The 15,974-nt window shown below is 62.7% G+C and carries 16 protein-coding genes; all 16 read right to left on the bottom strand.

The features are described 5' to 3' along the window. Entirely contained in the window at positions 1-345 is a 345-nt protein-coding gene (locus tag VSR82_RS25965; RefSeq protein ID WP_018436380.1) for a DUF3088 domain-containing protein, read from the bottom strand. A 105-nt stretch (positions 346-450) separates the two neighbouring features. After that, on the bottom strand, positions 451-1,674 hold the full coding sequence (locus tag VSR82_RS25960) for an acyl-CoA dehydrogenase family protein (RefSeq protein ID WP_410848441.1): 1,224 nt from the start codon (positions 1,672-1,674) through the stop codon (positions 451-453). 519 nt (positions 1,675-2,193) lie between these two features. Continuing rightward, positions 2,194-3,783 (bottom strand): ABC transporter substrate-binding protein, encoded by a 1,590-nt coding sequence (locus tag VSR82_RS25955; RefSeq protein WP_429463524.1) that lies wholly within the window; start codon positions 3,781-3,783, stop codon positions 2,194-2,196. A gap of 513 nt (positions 3,784-4,296) precedes the next feature. Then, complete coding sequence (locus VSR82_RS25950) at positions 4,297-4,800, bottom strand: hypothetical protein (protein ID WP_368581543.1); 504 nt, start codon at positions 4,798-4,800, stop codon at positions 4,297-4,299. 374 nt (positions 4,801-5,174) lie between these two features. Further along, positions 5,175-5,723, bottom strand: a complete 549-nt coding sequence (locus VSR82_RS25945; RefSeq protein WP_429463522.1) for a type II secretion system protein — start codon at positions 5,721-5,723, stop codon at positions 5,175-5,177. Between the two features lie 53 nt (positions 5,724-5,776). Next, positions 5,777-6,166 carry a type IV pilin protein gene (locus VSR82_RS25940; protein WP_429463698.1) on the bottom strand — a complete coding sequence of 130 codons (390 nt, stop codon included), beginning with the start codon at positions 6,164-6,166 and terminating at the stop codon, positions 5,777-5,779. 8 nt (positions 6,167-6,174) lie between these two features. Next, positions 6,175-6,732 (bottom strand): type II secretion system protein, encoded by a 558-nt coding sequence (locus tag VSR82_RS25935; RefSeq protein ID WP_176108502.1) that lies wholly within the window; start codon positions 6,730-6,732, stop codon positions 6,175-6,177. Positions 6,733-6,735: 3 nt separating this feature from the next. After that, complete coding sequence (locus VSR82_RS25930; protein ID WP_429463519.1) at positions 6,736-9,012, bottom strand: secretin GspD/PilQ domain-containing protein; 2,277 nt, start codon at positions 9,010-9,012, stop codon at positions 6,736-6,738. After that, a complete protein-coding gene (locus VSR82_RS25925; RefSeq protein WP_429463517.1) occupies positions 9,009-9,743 on the bottom strand; it encodes a hypothetical protein in 735 nt (244 codons plus the stop codon). The genes VSR82_RS25930 and VSR82_RS25925 overlap by 4 nt, the downstream gene beginning before the upstream one ends. Then, entirely contained in the window at positions 9,740-10,312 is a 573-nt protein-coding gene (locus tag VSR82_RS25920; protein ID WP_429463515.1) for a hypothetical protein, read from the bottom strand. Before VSR82_RS25920 ends, VSR82_RS25925 begins: the two co-directional genes overlap by 4 nt. Next, on the bottom strand, positions 10,309-10,839 hold the full coding sequence (locus VSR82_RS25915) for a PilN domain-containing protein (RefSeq protein WP_429463513.1): 531 nt from the start codon (positions 10,837-10,839) through the stop codon (positions 10,309-10,311). The genes VSR82_RS25920 and VSR82_RS25915 overlap by 4 nt, the downstream gene beginning before the upstream one ends. Then, on the bottom strand, positions 10,836-11,711 hold the full coding sequence (locus tag VSR82_RS25910; protein WP_429463511.1) for a hypothetical protein: 876 nt from the start codon (positions 11,709-11,711) through the stop codon (positions 10,836-10,838). The genes VSR82_RS25915 and VSR82_RS25910 overlap by 4 nt, the downstream gene beginning before the upstream one ends. Further along, positions 11,692-13,404 carry a GspE/PulE family protein gene (locus VSR82_RS25905; RefSeq protein ID WP_498858213.1) on the bottom strand — a complete coding sequence of 571 codons (1,713 nt, stop codon included), beginning with the start codon at positions 13,402-13,404 and terminating at the stop codon, positions 11,692-11,694. Before VSR82_RS25905 ends, VSR82_RS25910 begins: the two co-directional genes overlap by 20 nt. 20 nt (positions 13,405-13,424) lie before the next feature. Next, positions 13,425-14,624 carry a type II secretion system F family protein gene (locus VSR82_RS25900; RefSeq protein ID WP_368581534.1) on the bottom strand — a complete coding sequence of 400 codons (1,200 nt, stop codon included), beginning with the start codon at positions 14,622-14,624 and terminating at the stop codon, positions 13,425-13,427. A gap of 26 nt (positions 14,625-14,650) precedes the next feature. Then, complete coding sequence (gspG, locus tag VSR82_RS25895) at positions 14,651-15,100, bottom strand: type II secretion system major pseudopilin GspG (protein ID WP_429463696.1); 450 nt, start codon at positions 15,098-15,100, stop codon at positions 14,651-14,653. A 169-nt stretch (positions 15,101-15,269) separates the two neighbouring features. Beyond that, complete coding sequence (locus VSR82_RS25890) at positions 15,270-15,959, bottom strand: response regulator (protein ID WP_410848433.1); 690 nt, start codon at positions 15,957-15,959, stop codon at positions 15,270-15,272. Between the last annotated feature and the right edge of the window lie 15 nt (positions 15,960-15,974).

Here is a 15,974-nt window from a genome sequence, read left to right as displayed (position 1 = left end):
TCAGTGGACTTTCGGAAAACCGTGCCGCTCGGCAAGCAGGTCGAGGATGCGGCGCGGGTCGGTGACGAAGCGCCGCTCCCCGAGCGAGTCCGCATCGGCGGGCGCGGGCTGTTCGTCGCCGAACACGAGCGCGGGCAGCCCCTGATGCGCTTCATCGAGCGCTTCGATCACGGCCTTGCGAGGCCGCTCGAATGGCACGCGCAGCACGTCGAGCCGTCCTACGCGCGCGGGGTCGCTCGCAAGCAGCCCTTCGATCGGCGCGCCATGCGGACAGATAAAGCGTTCGCCGGGATGATGCGGGTCGGTGAATCCCGGTTCCAGCAGGATCAGAAGGTCTCGGCTCATTGCGCAGGTTTCCTCAAAAAATGTGCAACCAGACTGCTTGGCAGGCTGGCGGCGCTATCTCGCCACCAGGAGAATCGCGGATTGATATGCCCCACTCGGCGTTGGCTAGAACACACGTCCTTCCGTCAGATGCGTCGTCACGCCGTTCAGCTCGTAATCGCCGATCACGCGAGCCTTATGCAACAGCGGGTTGTGGTTGAAAATCGTGCGCAGATTGCGCCAGTGCCGGTCGTAGTTGTGCGCGCGCGACGTCGCCGACGCGCCGCCCGCCTCGAACATGCGCTCCGCCGCGTAAAGCGCGAGCTTGCTGACCACCAGCTGAGTGCGTGCAGTCGCGAGTGCGCCCTCCAGCACGAGCTCGGGCGCATCGGCGGCGCCCTCGCGGATTGCCCGCGCCGAGCGGTCGAGCACGCGTGCGTTATCGCGCACGAGCGCATCGATCGTATGGCTGTGCGCGCCCAGATCGCCGATTACCTGCTGGATGAAGGCATCCTCGCGCGCGGAAGGCGCGGGGCTGTGCAACGCGGGGCGGCCATGCCGCAACACGTAGTGCTTCGCATCGGCGACGACGTTGCGCACGATGCCTGCCGCCACCGCCACCAGATGCAGTTGCCGCAGCGCTCCGCCATGACGCCCAACAAGCGTCGTCTGCACGCGCGGCGTCACTTCGTCGTCGCGAACCAGCAGGTTGTCGAATTCGAGGCTGCCGCTTGCCGTCATGCGTTGCCCCATGCCGTCCCAGTCGTCTAGCACACGCAAGCCTTCGCGCTTCACCGGCACGATGGCGAGCACCGGGTCGCCGTTCTCGTCCTGCAGGTTCAGGCGCGCGAAGTCGGAGAACGCCGTGCCGGTCGCGTAGTACTTGCGGCCGCTTAGGCGGTAGTGCGCACCGTCGCGGCGCAACTGGGTCGTGATTTCGCCGGGGCGCGAGGTGCCCAGCTCAGTCGAGGCGCCGCCGAAAATCGCGCCATCGGCGATGCGCTGAATCTGGATCTCGTTGAACGGCGTGCGTGGCGACAGCAGTAATGCTTCGACCTGGTCGAAGTGGATGCGTAGCGCGTGCGCGAGATTGCTGTCCGCGGCCGCAAGCGTCGCGATGAGCTCGAACTCGTCTTCGAGCGAACCTCCGAGTCCGCCCCATTCGAGCGGCAGGCGCAGGCGTGCGAGACCGGAGCGGCGGAACAATGCGAAACCGTCGAACGGCAATTCGCGGCGCGCTTCCCGTGACGCGGCGTCTTGCGCCAGGGCATGCGCGAGCGCGGGTAGCGACGCCAGCGCGGTTCTTAGGCGCTCGTGCGCAGCGGTGGTATGTTGATCGGATTCAGCCATTCGTCGTTCCTCATACTGGACAGGCAGACCGGCATACGTGCGCCGGGCGTCGGATTTCATCGACAGGACAGCGTGCCAGTATAGGGACGCGCATCGGCGCGGATAACAACCGATTTGCGCTTACGTTATTCGCGTGTCTGCAATGAAAATGCCGCGACCTCGATGTGCGGCGCACATTGCGAGAATTTGCGCGAGCACGGTGCGCAACCGCAGACATAGCGACGGCCGCGTTTGTCCGAACGGCCCAAGGCACGCTAAAGCAACAGGCGAGCCGTGCTGCGAACGCGGCGCGCTTCAAAGATCAGAAATGCTTGCGATGTGAGCGATTGCGATAGCGCGGGTGCCCAGGGAGAATGCGCAAAGCCGTCGCGCCCGCTTGTCGTATCGCGGGCGGCTGCCAAAGAGATGTCACCCGAGTGTCGTCGGGTGACGTTAGGACGAAGGTCGGGAGGCCGCATTGGCGCTTCGCGAGGCGCGAAGCGAGCGGCGCTTGCGTCCCATAGCCGCTAGCGAACCGCTTTACGGCTGAATATACAGATCGGCGAAACTGCCACGAATCCCCTCACCCGTCGGCGCGTAGTCCTTCACTTTCTTCGCAACGATCGTGATATTGGGATTTGCACCGAACTCGATCGATGGGATGTCGTCATGAACGAGTTGCTGGAACTGTATGAATAGCTGCCGGCGCTTTGCATCGTCCGTTTCCACCGATGCTGCTTCCAGAAGTCGATCGACTTCCGGACTGGAGTAATGCGCGGCATTCGAGAACGGCAGCCCGACCTTGAAGTTCTTCGACCAGAACACCCGCTGCACGCCAACCGTCGGGTCGAATGCATTCGACAGTGCTTCGAGCGTGATGTCGAAGGCACGATCGGTGTAGGCCTTCTTCACGTAGGTCGCGAAATCGTAGCTTTCGACCTCGCCGTCAATGCCGATTCGCGCGAGCGATTGCCGCACGAAATCGGCGGCACGCGGGTCCTGGAACGGGTTGAAGAGCAGGCGCAGTTTGAAGCGCTTGCCGTCCGGTCCACGTTTCAATCCAGCGGCGTCGAGCGCCGCATTGGCCTGGGCCACATCGTAGGGGAAGTAGTGAATATCGGCGTCGTGGTACTTCGTATTCGCCGCGCCGATTGCGGCCGCGGACACCTGGCCATAGCCATACCAGACGACCCGGTTCAATGCATTGACGTCGACCGCTTGCGAAATGGCCTTGCGTACCGCCCTGTCCTTAAGAACCGGCGTGTCCAGATTGAAGATCAGCTGCTGGTGGTTGCTGACGTACGGCCAGTTGGTCGTATCCACGGTGAAGTTCGGCAGCGTCGCGAAGCGCTTCACATCCGACAGCGGAATCGCCTGGTCCCCGAGGTTGGCCGCGCCGGATTCGAGCGCCGCCGCACGAGCGGCAGCATCGGGCAGGAAGCGCACGAGGATCTTGTCGATGTACGGCTTCGGTTTATCCCAGTAGTCCGGATTGCGTTCGAGAAGAATATAGCTGCCATGCACGAACGACTTGTAGATGAACGGGCCCGTGCCGACCGGAGCGCTGTTGTATGGGCTCGAAACGATGTCCGTGCCTTCGTACAGATGTTTCGGGATGATCGGCGATTCGGTGCCCGCTAGCGCGGTCAGCAGGAACGGCGCCGGCTTCGACAATTCAATCACCGCGGTGTAGGGGTCCGGGGTCTTTACGTCGGTCACGTTCGCGAACGTGCTTCGGCCCCGCGGATGCACCTGCTTGAGCGTGAGAATCGAGAACGCAACGTCGGCGGACGTGAAGGGCTTACCGTCGTGCCACTTCACACCCCGGCGAAGCGTGAAGCGATACTCGAGCCCGTCTTTACCGACCGACCATGCGGTCGCCAGCAGCGGTTGCGGATTCAGATTCTTATCGTAGGTCAGCAGCCCCTCAACCACCTTGGGACCGATCTCCGCGTTGCCGCCGGCAGTGGTCGTCAAGGGGACGATCGACGCCGGCTCCGGGGTGACGAGCCATGTCAGCGTGCCACCGTGGTTGGGCTCGGCCTGCGCGGCAAGCATGCCGGCGCACATCGTCGTCGAACTGATCAATACCCCGAAAGCGTATCCGTACCACCTGTTTCGCAAGCTCATAGTTAACCTGTTTTATTGTAAGAGTCATGGATACTAAGGCGCTTTGAACGGCTCGAAAAACAAGCAAAAGTGATTTGCTTTGCATCGCCGTTTCAGATCTCTGCCGCCTGTCTGCCTTTGGGTCTCTGCTTTACCTCGAAACTCAGCCGAGCAATCGCTCGTCGACGTGGTGCTTCGGGTGATCGAAAAAAATAGAGGCGCGTGAAACGCCACTCAGTGCCTTCCGGGTAGGCGGTCTGGTCGTATCCGTTCAGACACGTCGCGACATCCTCCACGTTGCGGATGCCGTAGAACGACTTGAGCTGATGCAGTCGCTGCGAGACCGGCGGCCTGGCGCCGCACAGTCTGATTCGCAATTGGAGAACGGAAGGCACTTAAGAAGAGTCGGAGTTCATTGGGCGCTATTAACACTACCTTCAGTCATATTCGCAGACCCCAATCCAGCCCCCGCTTTTGGCACAGTCCCGTTTCTTCACGCGTATGCCCTTGATTAACAACAGTGTCTAGCGGCGGCTATTGCCCACACACGGGGTTGGCGGTCACGGTGTCCGAAATCGGCGTCATAGTGGGCGGAACATAATAGATATAGGCACTGGCGACGCAGGCCGGCTGCCCGTCGGTTGTAACGGAACATGTGTTTCGGATGCTATTGCCGGACGCATCGGTTGCCGTGAATGCAGGGTCCGGAACCAGGTTGTCATAAGGCTGCAGTTTGTAGTTCTGGCGCAGGTCCCACAGGATGGTGTGCCAGGACTGATAGGTCTGGCTGTGATAGCCGCCGCCGCGCCCCGAACTGCCGCAGCGGGTCCACGCGTACACCTCGCCACGGATATACCCGTTCTCGTCGAATCCCGTGACATAGCTGGTCACATTCACGCCGCCACACGAGACCCCAAGCAGCGTTGGGTATCCTGGCGGCAACGGCAGGGTGGTCGGGAATGCCGGCGGCAACGGCAGGGTGACCTGAGCCTGCACAGCGGCACTCGCCAACAGTCCCAGCAAACCAATCATCTTCATGTCGTGTCTCCCGGCTGGTCGAACTGTCGTGACAGGTGGCTCGAACTGACGCATGGAGCCTCCTCGGGACTTGTGTCCGAGGAGCTGACGGTGCTTTGCGGATATCCAATAGGGAATTCGAGAGCCGGTCGTGGCATGTTTACCACCTGTTCTGTCCTTGTTATAGGCGAATTCAGGTAATGCTACGAAAAACTTGGCGCGTTGCGCCTAGGGCCGGCGCATTAAAACTGGCGATGGTTGCCGTTGTAACGCAGGCGTCGGACATTGTTTGCAGCGCATGTCCGTGACACCGATATCTACATCGTGAACGATGGACGGGAGCAATCGTCTGTATGATGATTTCCATCTTCCGCTGCAACTGGGCCACTGTCTGTTCAGCGCAAGCCGCCCATGCTGCGCCCATTGAAAGTGGGCAACGAGCCGTTCAGAGGATCGAAGGAGGTTGGCGGCTTCGACGGCGCGCTCAGCGTGTTCGTGTTCGTGTTCGTGTAGTTACGCACGACCGGCGGCAAATAGAAGAACTGCCAGCCGCCATAGGTCTTCTGATTTTCGAAGTCCTGATAGAGAAGCGGAAAACCAGCGTGTTTGATCGGCAAGTCGGTGGAACTGCTATACACGCCGTATATACGCGCGCCCTGTTGCATCAAAACCCAATCGTTCTTACCCGTCACCGGATCCGGATAGGCGCGGCGCAAATGATGCAGCGGCGCCGGAAAACGCGAGTCGTCGAGCAGTTCGTCGATCGACGCCGGCAGCGCCCTTCCAGCGCGGTAGTAGCGAAGAATCGCGAGCCGGTACTGATTGCCTACGAACAGCAGTTGCCGCTCCCGTTCGCGCTGCCGCTCAAGCGACCACACGTCGAGCGCGCCCATCAATGCGATCGACATCAGCATCAGCGCAATCAGGAGCGCCAGCAGAACCATTCCATTTTCGCGAGTGACAGGGTGACGTCGGATTGCCCGCGGGCTCACATCGCTCATTGCGCCGCTCCCGCCCGATCTTTCGGCATCCCCTGCGGACTGCTCGCCGGCATGACGTCGTAGACACCCGTCTTGCTCTCGTCAGGCGATGCCACCGCCGCCCATTTATCGTCACCGTTGATGGGGTCCACCGGAATTGCGCGCAGATAGTGCCTTGTCACCAGATCGTCGAGCGTGTCCGGGTATTGGCCGTTGTCGCCATAGTATTTGTCGATGGCGTCCCGCATCACTGCCAGGTTCTGTTGACGCACCTGCTCCTTGCCGCGCTCGATACTGTGCATGTAACGGGGCAATGCAACCGTCAGCAACAGACCGATGATCGCCATGACGACCACCAGTTCGATCAATGTGAAGCCTGTGGCTTTACGCGCGCGCACGGTTGTCATGATGCGGCTCACCACTGTTTGTATGGAATGCCGTTGATGCCGACCCGATCGGATTTCGATGTCACGTCGAACACGTCCTTACCGGCGCGCGAATTGCCGGCGGAGCCGTTGTCCGCGTCACCGCCCTCACCTGGATTCGGTGCCTCGCCGAAGGCGCGCACGTTCCACGTGTCCTCGGCCGCAATATCCGCGTCCCCGGTAAAGAACGGATCGCGGGGCACGCGGCGAAGAAACATCAGCAAGCCGCCTTTGGGATCTTTCGCATTCTTCACGCCCGTCACCATCACGGTCAGCGAGGGCGGATAGCCGGATGCATCCGCCTCCCGCTCGATCAGGCCGGTGTCGCTCGCTTCCTTGTAAGCGTCCAGTGCGGTGCGAATCTCACGCAGCGCCGCGCTCAGTTGCTGCTCCTTCTGACGCTGCACGATCAGTTCCGAGAACGGCATGATCGCGAGCGCCAGGATGCCGACAAGCGCCAGCGTAATCACCAGCTCGATCAGCGTGAAACCGCGCTGGCGAGCGCCCGACCGGCCACGCGAAGCCAATGCGTCCGCCTGCGCTTTCATGGCTCAGTAACCACCGTTCTGAATCGGACGCAGCGGGTTGTCGCTCGGCATATCCCCTGGCGGCATCACGACGTTCCCCGGCGGAAAGGCGGGCGGCGGAGCCGGCGCTTGAGCGGGTGCAGGAGCGGCCGCGGGGGCCTGAGCCTGAGTGCCTGGCTGTGCCGCATTCGCGTCTGGGGCCGCAGCGCTCTCAGCCCCGCTCTGCTCCGCTCCCGGAACCGCCACAGGGCCCGGCGGCGCCGCTGGCACGCTCGGCAGTGTCGAGAAACGGCCACCGTAGGGCGCGGGCGGAGGCGTGGTGCGCGGCGCCGGCGGCAGTTGGCCGAACGAACTGGTCGGCGGCACCGTGCCGGAACCCTGCGCAGCGGCTTGGGAATCGCGTGACGCCCCTGTCGTGCCGCCTCCGACACTGCCGGGCGCACGCACCGCGGGGACCGGCACCTGTTGAGCCGCCTCGGCGCCCACCGGATCGAGCCGCAACTGCTCCGCATGCACATTCACGTCGGTCCCCGACCACAGCTCTTGCGTATCGGCGTCGGCGGATTGCTGCGGACGCACGATATGCGGCGTAATCTGCAGCACGATTTCCGTCTTCAAGTGGTCGCCGTTGTGATTCGAGAACAGGCGCCCGAGCACGGGCAACTGTCCGAGCCCCGGCACTTTGTCGGCGGTCACGCGGTCCTCATCCTGAATCAGGCCGCCGAGGATCTGGCTCTCGCCATCGCGCACCCGCAGACTCGTCGACGCACTGCGCGTGCCGATCTGATAGGCGAGCGAAGTGAGCCCCGTTGACGAGTTACTGCTGGAAATCGTCTTGGTGATGTTGCTGACTTCGAGGTTCAGCTTCATGCCCACGTCGCCGTCACGGTAGACCTGTGGCTCGACCTCGAGCTTGATGCCGACATCGAGGTACTGAATGGTCTGTGCGTAAGACGGCCCGCTCGTGCTCGGCGTGCTCGAACTCGAAATCACCGGTACCTTGTCGCCAATCAGAATCCGCGCCTTTTCCTTGTTGCGCGCGCGGATGCGCGGACTCGCCAGCAGGTTGGCATCGACGTCGCTGAGCTTGAAGTTCGCTGTGGCCGACAGACCGCTGACGTTATATGCATTGAGCGGCAAATGACGCAACGCGCCCCACGTGTCCACGGTAGACGGCGTCGACATCGTAAATGTGTTAGGCCACTCGATACCGAGGTCGGTCAGCCGGTCGTGGGACACCTCCAGAACCTTCACTTCCAGCATCACCTCGGGCTCCGGCAGATCCTGCGCCGCGATCATTTCCTCGGCGACGCGAATCGTATCCGGCGTGCCCCGGATCGTGACGGTATTGGCGCGCTCGTCGACGACGACCTCCTTGATCTTCAACAGGCTTTTCAATAGCGACTGGACCTGCTTGGCTTCGACGTTCGACAACTGGAATGTGCGCACTTTCAGCTCCTGGTATTCGAGCTGCTTCGCGGCGGTAGCCGGGTAGATGAAAAGCGTGTTCGCGTTGAGCTGTTTCTTGTCGAGCTGGTTCTGCATCAGGATCATGTTGACCGTGTCCTGCAGCGACGCGTTGGTCACGAAGATCGTGGTCTTCAGATCGGCACGCACGTCCCGATCGAAGATCACGTTCAAGCCCGAGGTCCTCGACAACGCTTCAAACACCATCCGCACATTCGCGTCGCGGAACTGCAGCGTCACCGGTGTGCGCATGATCGACGAAGCCGCAATGTCCTCATCTTTCGCCGCACGTTGCTGCTGCCGTTTTTCGTCGATCTCCTTCGCCATCTGCAGCGCCATCGCATTGGTTGGATTCTGGGCCAGCACGCGGTGAATGCGTTCGGAAGCCAACGTATATGAACCTCGCTGCATCATCCGGTCGGCCTCCTGCAGCGAGACCAGATCGCGGCGATCCCGATCGATCGCTGCGCCGATATTGCGCCCTCGTTCGCTGTTCGGATCGAGCCGGCTGGCCGCGTAGAGCTTCTGGATCGCCAGATCGAATTGATAGCTCTGACGCAACTGGTCGGCTTCGTCGAGCAGCGCATTGACCTTATGATCGCGGTCGCGCAGATAGTTGAGCTGCAACTCGGCGTTGGTCGGATCGCTCTCACGGGTCGGCGGATGAATGCAGCCGCTGAAGGCAAGCATGGTTGCGATGCTCAGCAACGCGAGCCGCCCCGCGGCCCAATTGACGGTGGGACGCTGGTCGCGAGGCGATCTGGCAGCGGACAGATGTTTCCACGAGCCGCTGTCACCGTGGCGGCTTTCACCCCGGTTGCGTGCGGTTTTCATTTATTGTCCTTCGCTTGAGTGGTTAGTACCTGTCTCTCATTGAGAGGCAGATAAGTCAGCACGACGCCACTCTCCGAAATCGACTCGATGCGATACTGCCCGTCGATGACTTCACCCGGCGAAACGATCAGCAGGCGATCGCCGTTGCTGAGAAAAACCTGGGGTTTTGCCGCTTTGGCGTCGAGTTCGCCGAGATAGGTAAACGGCACGGGCGGCGCGGTGGGCGGCGCAACGGGCTCCGGTGGCGCGGGGGCCACGACCACGGGCGGCGGTGGCGGCAGCCACGACGACGCGGCGAACGGATTGTTCGCGGATTCAAGCGAGAGTGGCGTACGCAGCGCGCGGAGTTTGTCGCGCGCTGTCGCTGCTGATTTCGCTGACCCGGTCGTTTTGACAGGAGTCGGCGAACTTGCTGAAATTGCTGAACTCGCGGCGTTTGTCGCATTCGTCATGCTTGCCGGATTCGCTGCTTTCACTGGGCTCGCCACACTCGCGACATTCGGTGCACTTGCCACGGCCGGCGCAGCAGCCGGCACCGCACCGGCCGCACGCGCCGCCCCGTCGCGATGCAAGGCAACCATCCGCAGCGCAGCCCCGCTGCGAAGCGCGCCTGTCATCGCAGTCACGACCGTCGGCGTGCACAGCACGGCTTTCAGCTCACGCAAAGACATCCCTACCGCAGCGATCGCGCAGACCATCAGCAACACGCGGCCGACGAGATCGGGCTTCATGGCTGCGCTGCCCGATAGACGAGTTCAAAGCGCACCCGCGCATCCAGTACGTTGCCATCTACCGCGGGGCGTTCGACATGGATCTCGCGCAACGCCGCGTTCGGTACGTTATTGAGCACCGACGCCAGAAAACGCCGGATCGCACCATACTGATCCTTGACCGGCAGCAGCATCTGATAGCGCACAAAATGCGCGCTTGAATCGTTGGTCACGAGATACTCGGCCGAGCCGAGCGTCAGGTTGCTGTCGTGCGCCTGGGCGAGGATCGTCGCAATATCGTCGGCGCTCTGCGCGAAACCCGGGAACAGTTCGGGTAACGCATGAAGTGAAACCGCGTCGACAACCGCCGCACGCTCGGCGTCGGCATGACGCGCCCTGGCGGGGTGCGCAAGACGCTCGGAGTCGCGCAGCTCGTGCGAATCGACGTTTGCGTCGACTCGCATAGCCGCTACGGCGACCACCGCCGCCGCCCCCAGCAGCAATGCGCCGAGCAAGCCCGGCAGTCCGAGCGTGCGCCGCAGCTCGAAACGCCACGTGAGCAACCTGTCCTCCATCTGAGCGCCGTTCATGACTTTCTCCAGACGGCGGTAATCTGAAAGCGCACCGGCGTGCCAGGCACATTGGTTTCGATAACGTGATCGTTGAGCACGGCTTCGCGCAGCAGCACACTGCCCTGCAGATACCGGAGGTACGCGATCATTGCGTCGAAGTTCTTCGCTTCCGCGGTGATACGGATCTGGCTTTGCGCAGGACTCTGATCGATGCCTATCAGCGCGACGTCGTGGTCCGGATAGTCCTCGACGATCGACAGCAGGTCCTGCCACGGCACGGTCAACTCGCGCAACACCGCGAGGCTCTGGTTTTCCGCGAGCCGCGTGGCAGGCGTTGGCGGCGTCTTCGCGGAGTGCGATTCCGCAAACAGCCGGTGCCGCTGCGCGTCCTGTTGCGCTTGCACGCGGTCGCTTTCGTCGTAGGCGTGCCAGAGCCGTTCACCACTCACCAGCAACAACAGGCTGGCGACACACAGCAGCACCATCCCCGCGGGAGCGCCCTGCAAGCGGCGGCGGCCAAAATCGATGTGAAGGCGGGGCATCATCGCGCGGCCTCCATCAAACGATACGCGACCGGCTTGTCCATCGCCGGTTGCGCGACGCTCTGCGTCGCGCAAAAGCGCCCCTCGAATGGCGCAGGATCCAATTCGGCGCCGCACAGACATATTCTGCATTCTTCGCGTTTCCCGCTCGTTCGTCCGGCGAGACGCTCGAACGACTGTTCGGCGCGTGCGGCGATCCGCTCGGCGTCGCTAGCGTCGCCGGGAAAAATACGCTGCGAGTCATAGGCGACCCAACGGTTTTCCTCGAACAGCACAGCCTGCATCAGCGTGTCCGCGACGAACAACAGCAGCGCCGTGCCGGCGCCGGCGCCGGCGGCGTCCTGCACGCGATTGAGCAATTCTGGCAGACATAGCTTGAGAGACCGGACGTCGACGCCCGCCGCCATCCCCGCATCGTGGATGCCGTCGTGCAGCGTGCAAGCGATGGCACTCGCGAAGACCGCGTGGCCCCCGCGCTGCACCGAAAAGCGCACCTGCACGGACTCGGCCTCGATGCCATACAGATCAGAGAAGTGAGCGAGCACGATCTGGTTGGTTTCGCTTGCGCTCAGTGTGCGGAAGTCGCCGCGCAAGATGGCGTGGCTCGCCCAGAAATCGTCCAGCATGATGTGCGCCCGGCGTTTGACCAATACCGTGCGCGCCGTCTGCCCGGCGTCCGCGGCTAATGCAATGTTCAACGCGTCGAGTACGCCTCTTTCGGTGAAGCACTGCTCATCGGGAATGGCAACGCTCGTGGGTTCCGCAAGCGCTGCGGCATGACGGCGCGCAACCCTCCAGCGCGGCGCCGTCGCCGCCATGACCAGTTCGCGTGTACCGACGCCGATGGCGAGCGGACTATTCAACCATGGTGACACGGTTGATCTCCTCGAGTGTGGTTTCGCCCTGCTTCACGAGCGAGAGCGCGGCCGTGCGCATGGTCTGCATCCCATAGCGCAGTGCGGCCGCCTTGATGTGCCCAAGTGGCGCGCGCTCCGATAACAATTGCCGCAACTCGTCGTTCATGCGCAGCGTTTCCGCGACCGCGCGCCGCCCGCGGTAGCCGCTGCCACGGCAAGCCGCGCAGCCAGCGCCGTGGCGAAAGCGGTAGCTGCCCACGTTGTCCGGATCGATGCCGGAACGGGCCAATGTGTCTCGATCGACCGTGTCGTCCACCACGCAGTCGGCACAGCACTGGCGCAACAACCGCTGCGCAATCACGCCATTCAGGGCCGACACGAAGCTGTACGGATCGACGTCCATGTTCGTGAAGCGGCCTATCACGTCGAACACGTTGTTCGCGTGCACCGTCGTGAACACCTGGTGTCCGGTCAACGCCGCCTGCACGGCGATTTGCGCGGTTTCAGGATCGCGGATTTCACCGACCATGATCTTGTCCGGATCGTGCCGCAGGATCGATCGCAATCCGCGGGCGAACGTCAGTCCCTTCGCTTCATTCACCGGTATCTGCAGGATGTCCCCCAGTTGATATTCGACTGGGTCCTCGATCGTGACGATCTTTTCCAGGCCGTCGTTGATCTCGGTGAGAATCGCGTACAACGTCGTCGTTTTGCCGCTGCCCGTCGGCCCCGTCACCAGCAGCATTCCGTAGGGCATGGACGCCACCGAGCGCATGAAGCGCGTGTCGTCGCTACGAAATCCCAGTGTTTCGAGTGTCAATCCGCCCGGCGCCTGCGAAAGCTGATAACGGTCGAGAATGCGCAGGACCGCATCTTCGCCGAACTGGTTCGGCATGATCGACACGCGAAAGTCGATTTCGCGGCCCGCGTACACCGCCTTGAAGCGACCGTCCTGTGGCACGCGGCGCTCCGCGATGTCGAGTTCGGAGATGACCTTCACGCGCGACAGCACCTGGTCCGCGACATCGCGTCCCTCGGCACGGCCGACCACGGTCAGCACGCCATCCACCCGGCACTTGATCTTCAGCCCGTTTGCACGGCATTCCAGATGGATGTCGCTCGCCATCATCTTCAACGCGTCGTAGATGGTGGAGTTGAGCAGACGCACCACGGCGCTGTCGTCGCTGCTGATGCCCTGCAACGTCAGCGCGAGCGAAGCGGGATCGGCGGTGTGCTGCACCTCATCGTCGAGGGCGAGCGAATCCATCGCGCGCACGTCTTTTTCGCGCATGGCGAGCCACGCGGTGAGGTCACCGACGCTCGCCAGCGCCCAGCTGTACCGCGAAGTGGGCCGCGCACGCATCCGGTGCTCCATCACGCCGCGCGTGCGGGCGTCGAGCGGATCGGCGATCACGAACAGCAGCGCGCCGTTCTGATCCGGCTCGCGAAAGCACACGCACAGCCGGGTGGTGGCTTCGACGAACGGCAGTACCTCGAAATCCGCTTCCAGCCGGTTCAATTCCTGCATGCCGATCGACTTCATGCGGAACTGCCCGGCGAGCCGAACCACCATTTCGTCGGCGCTTAGCGACGCCTGCACCATCAACTCTTCCAGTGCGCGAATGCCCGAGCCGTGCGTGTCGCTGAGCGCGCGCAGCGCGTCACGCAATTCAACGCCCTGAGATTGCGGTGCCTCGCTGATCGTATCCATGCGTTTCCCCTCGACACGGCCTACTGGATGCTCGACGCAATTTCAAAGATCGGCATGTACATCAACACGACAATCCCTCCGATCACCACGCCGATGAAAATCATCATCGCCGGCTCGATCAGTCGTGAAATCAGATCGATCGTGCGCGACACTTGCGCTTCCTGGAATGCGGCGATTCTGTCGAGAACAGGACCCAGGCCACCGGTCTTCTCAGCGACGGTCAGCAAGCGATAGGTAATCGCGTTGGCGAGACCCGCTTGCTGGAACGCGTCGGAGATCCTCGCGCCATTGCGTACCTGCTGCATGGCACTTTCCACGGCCGTCTGATCGGCCCGGCTCACAAGTCCACTGGCGAGTGTGAAGGCACGCGTGGCGGGAATGCCGCCTTCGACCAGCATCGCTGTAGTGCGAAAAAACTGCGACTGGCGAAACACGCGGAAGTGCAGACCAATCCCCGGCAATGCGAGCAGGCGATCCGCGATCCAGTTGCGCGCCGCGACCCGGCGCAGCGCGACGCCGACCGTCACCGCCACCACGGCGAGGCCCACAGTGATGGCCATTCCGTGGGCATGCACCATGCCGCCCCAGGCCATCAGCAACTGTGAGAGCAGCGGCAGCTCGCGTCCGCTATGCTCGAGCAGGGTCGCAAAGCGCGGCACGACGAAACCCAGCAGAAACAGCACGACGGCCGCGCCTACGAGCAGTAGCACGGATGGATAGATCGCGGCCGACACCACGCGGCCGCGCAGTTCGTGAAGCAGCGCACTGTTGCGTGAATAGCGCGTCAGACTGTCGGCAAGACCGCCGGTCTGTTCACTGGCTTTCACGCACGCCACGAGGATAGGGGGAAACACGCGGCTAGCATGCTCGAGCGCCGCGGACAGCGAGTGCCCTTCTTCGAGCTGCCGCAGCAGATCGCCATAGATCTCCGCCGACGCCTCGCGGCGCTCATTGCCGCGTAGCGTGCGCAATGCGTCGATCACGCCGACGCCGGCATCGAGCAATGCCGCGAGTTCGCGCGCGAACAGCTCGACGTTGAATTTCGCGCCCGGCATTGCGCTCCAGCCAGACCGGCGCTGACCTCGCGCTTGCGCGCGTACCGACACCACGCGCAATCCCCTTGCGCGCGCGAGCGCTATTGCGGCTGCGGACGAATCGCAGTCGACGCGAAGCGTCTGCACTGAACCGCTGGTATCGAAGCCGCGCAGCAGGTACTTCACGTCGATTCTCCTCGCTGAGAGCCGCACTACCAGGACGTGACGTTCGTGTTCTCACCGGTGCCGCCCGCCTTGCCGTCCTTACCAAGCGAGTACAGGTCGTAGTCGCCATGCTCGCCGGGCGAGCGGTAATGGTAGGGGCGACCCCACGGATCCGGCGGCACCGCTTTCTGCAGATACGGGCCACTCCAGTTCGTTGCGTCCTGAGGTTTGGTCATCAGAGCCTGAAGGCCTTCCTCGGTCGTCGGATAGACGCCCATGTCGAGCCTGTATTGATCGAGCGCCTTGCTCAACGAGTCGATCTGGGCCCGCGCGATCTTGGTGTTCGACTTGCCAACCTGTTCGAAATAGCGCGGCGCGACCAGCCCCGCGAGCAAGCCGATGATGACCATGACCACGAGCAGTTCGAGCAGCGTGAAACCGCCGTTGCGCCGACGTGCATCGCCAATGCCTGGAGGGAACGTCACGCTGCTGCGCATGGCGGCCCTGATCGGGAAAGATTCGTTGCGCACGGTGCCCCCTTTCTGTCGACCCACCGGCCCGATAACACCAGAGCCGTTTTACTCATTCTTGTTCAGGTGGACACCGGCAAGAAGTAGGGAGACCAGACCAAAGGGATGGGTAAAGACCCTCCAGTTCCCGCGTCGTTCACAGGAAGCGATCGAGCGCGCGCGCCGGTTTCGACAACGGCAGCACACCCATGTCGAGCGCGATCAGCACGAGGCCGGTGACGTTCGTCACGTCGAGCTTGCGCATCAGGCTCGCGCGGTGCTTTTCGATGGTCTTCGGGCTGAGTTGCAGATACTCGCCGACCTGCCGATTGGTGCAGCCTTCCGCGACAAGCCTCAGCACCGCGCGTTCGCGAGCGGTCAAGGTGTGCCATAGCTGCGCATGGCGCGAAACGCCTGGCAGCGGATCGCACGATACGCCGTTCCCGGCATGCTGTTCGAACGCGGGGTTGCGTTTGCCCTCCATCACGAGGCGCATTTCGCCGACGAGTTCTTCGAACGAGGCGTCCTTGATCACGTAGCCATCGGCGCCCGCCGCGAACGCCTCCTGCACGTGTTCGTCGCTGCTGTGGATCGTCAGCGCGATGATCCGCACCTGCGGGATCCGATACTTGATCACGGTAATGGCCTCGATGCCGCTCATGCCTGGCATCGAGAGATCCATCAGGATCAGATCGGGCCGGATGGCCCAGGCGAGACTGCACGCCTTGATACCGTCGGTCGCCTCGCCCGCGACGGTGTAGTCAGGCAGGGAGGACACCATCGTACGGAGACCGCCGCGCAACAGATGCTGATCCTCGGCGATGAGTACGTGATAAGTCGTCGCCACTTTGCTCGCTCCTGG

It is taken from the genome of Burkholderia sp. JPY481 (assembly GCF_038900515.1).
Taxonomy (GTDB): Bacteria; Pseudomonadota; Gammaproteobacteria; order Burkholderiales; family Burkholderiaceae; genus Paraburkholderia; species Paraburkholderia youngii.
The sequence above is the reverse complement of the archived record's forward strand: the minus strand, read 5'-3'. Positions and strand labels throughout refer to the sequence as shown.

Excerpts from the sequence above, each read along its gene's own strand:
- VSR82_RS25965 (WP_018436380.1), bottom strand. The coding sequence starts at position 345 with ATGAGCCGAGACCTTCTGATCCTGCTGGAACCGGGATTCACCGACCCG.
- VSR82_RS25960 (WP_410848441.1), bottom strand. The coding sequence starts at position 1,674 with ATGGCTGAATCCGATCAACATACCACCGCTGCGCACGAGCGCCTAAGA.
- VSR82_RS25955 (WP_429463524.1), bottom strand. The coding sequence starts at position 3,783 with ATGAGCTTGCGAAACAGGTGGTACGGATACGCTTTCGGGGTATTGATC.
- VSR82_RS25950 (WP_368581543.1), bottom strand. The coding sequence starts at position 4,800 with ATGAAGATGATTGGTTTGCTGGGACTGTTGGCGAGTGCCGCTGTGCAG.
- VSR82_RS25945 (WP_429463522.1), bottom strand. The coding sequence starts at position 5,723 with ATGGTTCTGCTGGCGCTCCTGATTGCGCTGATGCTGATGTCGATCGCA.
- VSR82_RS25940 (WP_429463698.1), bottom strand. The coding sequence starts at position 6,166 with ATGACAACCGTGCGCGCGCGTAAAGCCACAGGCTTCACATTGATCGAA.
- VSR82_RS25935 (WP_176108502.1), bottom strand. The coding sequence starts at position 6,732 with ATGAAAGCGCAGGCGGACGCATTGGCTTCGCGTGGCCGGTCGGGCGCT.
- VSR82_RS25930 (WP_429463519.1), bottom strand. The coding sequence starts at position 9,012 with ATGAAAACCGCACGCAACCGGGGTGAAAGCCGCCACGGTGACAGCGGC.
- VSR82_RS25925 (WP_429463517.1), bottom strand. The coding sequence starts at position 9,743 with ATGAAGCCCGATCTCGTCGGCCGCGTGTTGCTGATGGTCTGCGCGATC.
- VSR82_RS25920 (WP_429463515.1), bottom strand. The coding sequence starts at position 10,312 with ATGAACGGCGCTCAGATGGAGGACAGGTTGCTCACGTGGCGTTTCGAG.
- VSR82_RS25915 (WP_429463513.1), bottom strand. The coding sequence starts at position 10,839 with ATGATGCCCCGCCTTCACATCGATTTTGGCCGCCGCCGCTTGCAGGGC.
- VSR82_RS25905 (WP_498858213.1), bottom strand. The coding sequence starts at position 13,404 with ATGGATACGATCAGCGAGGCACCGCAATCTCAGGGCGTTGAATTGCGT.
- gspG (WP_429463696.1), bottom strand. The coding sequence starts at position 15,100 with ATGCGCAGCAGCGTGACGTTCCCTCCAGGCATTGGCGATGCACGTCGG.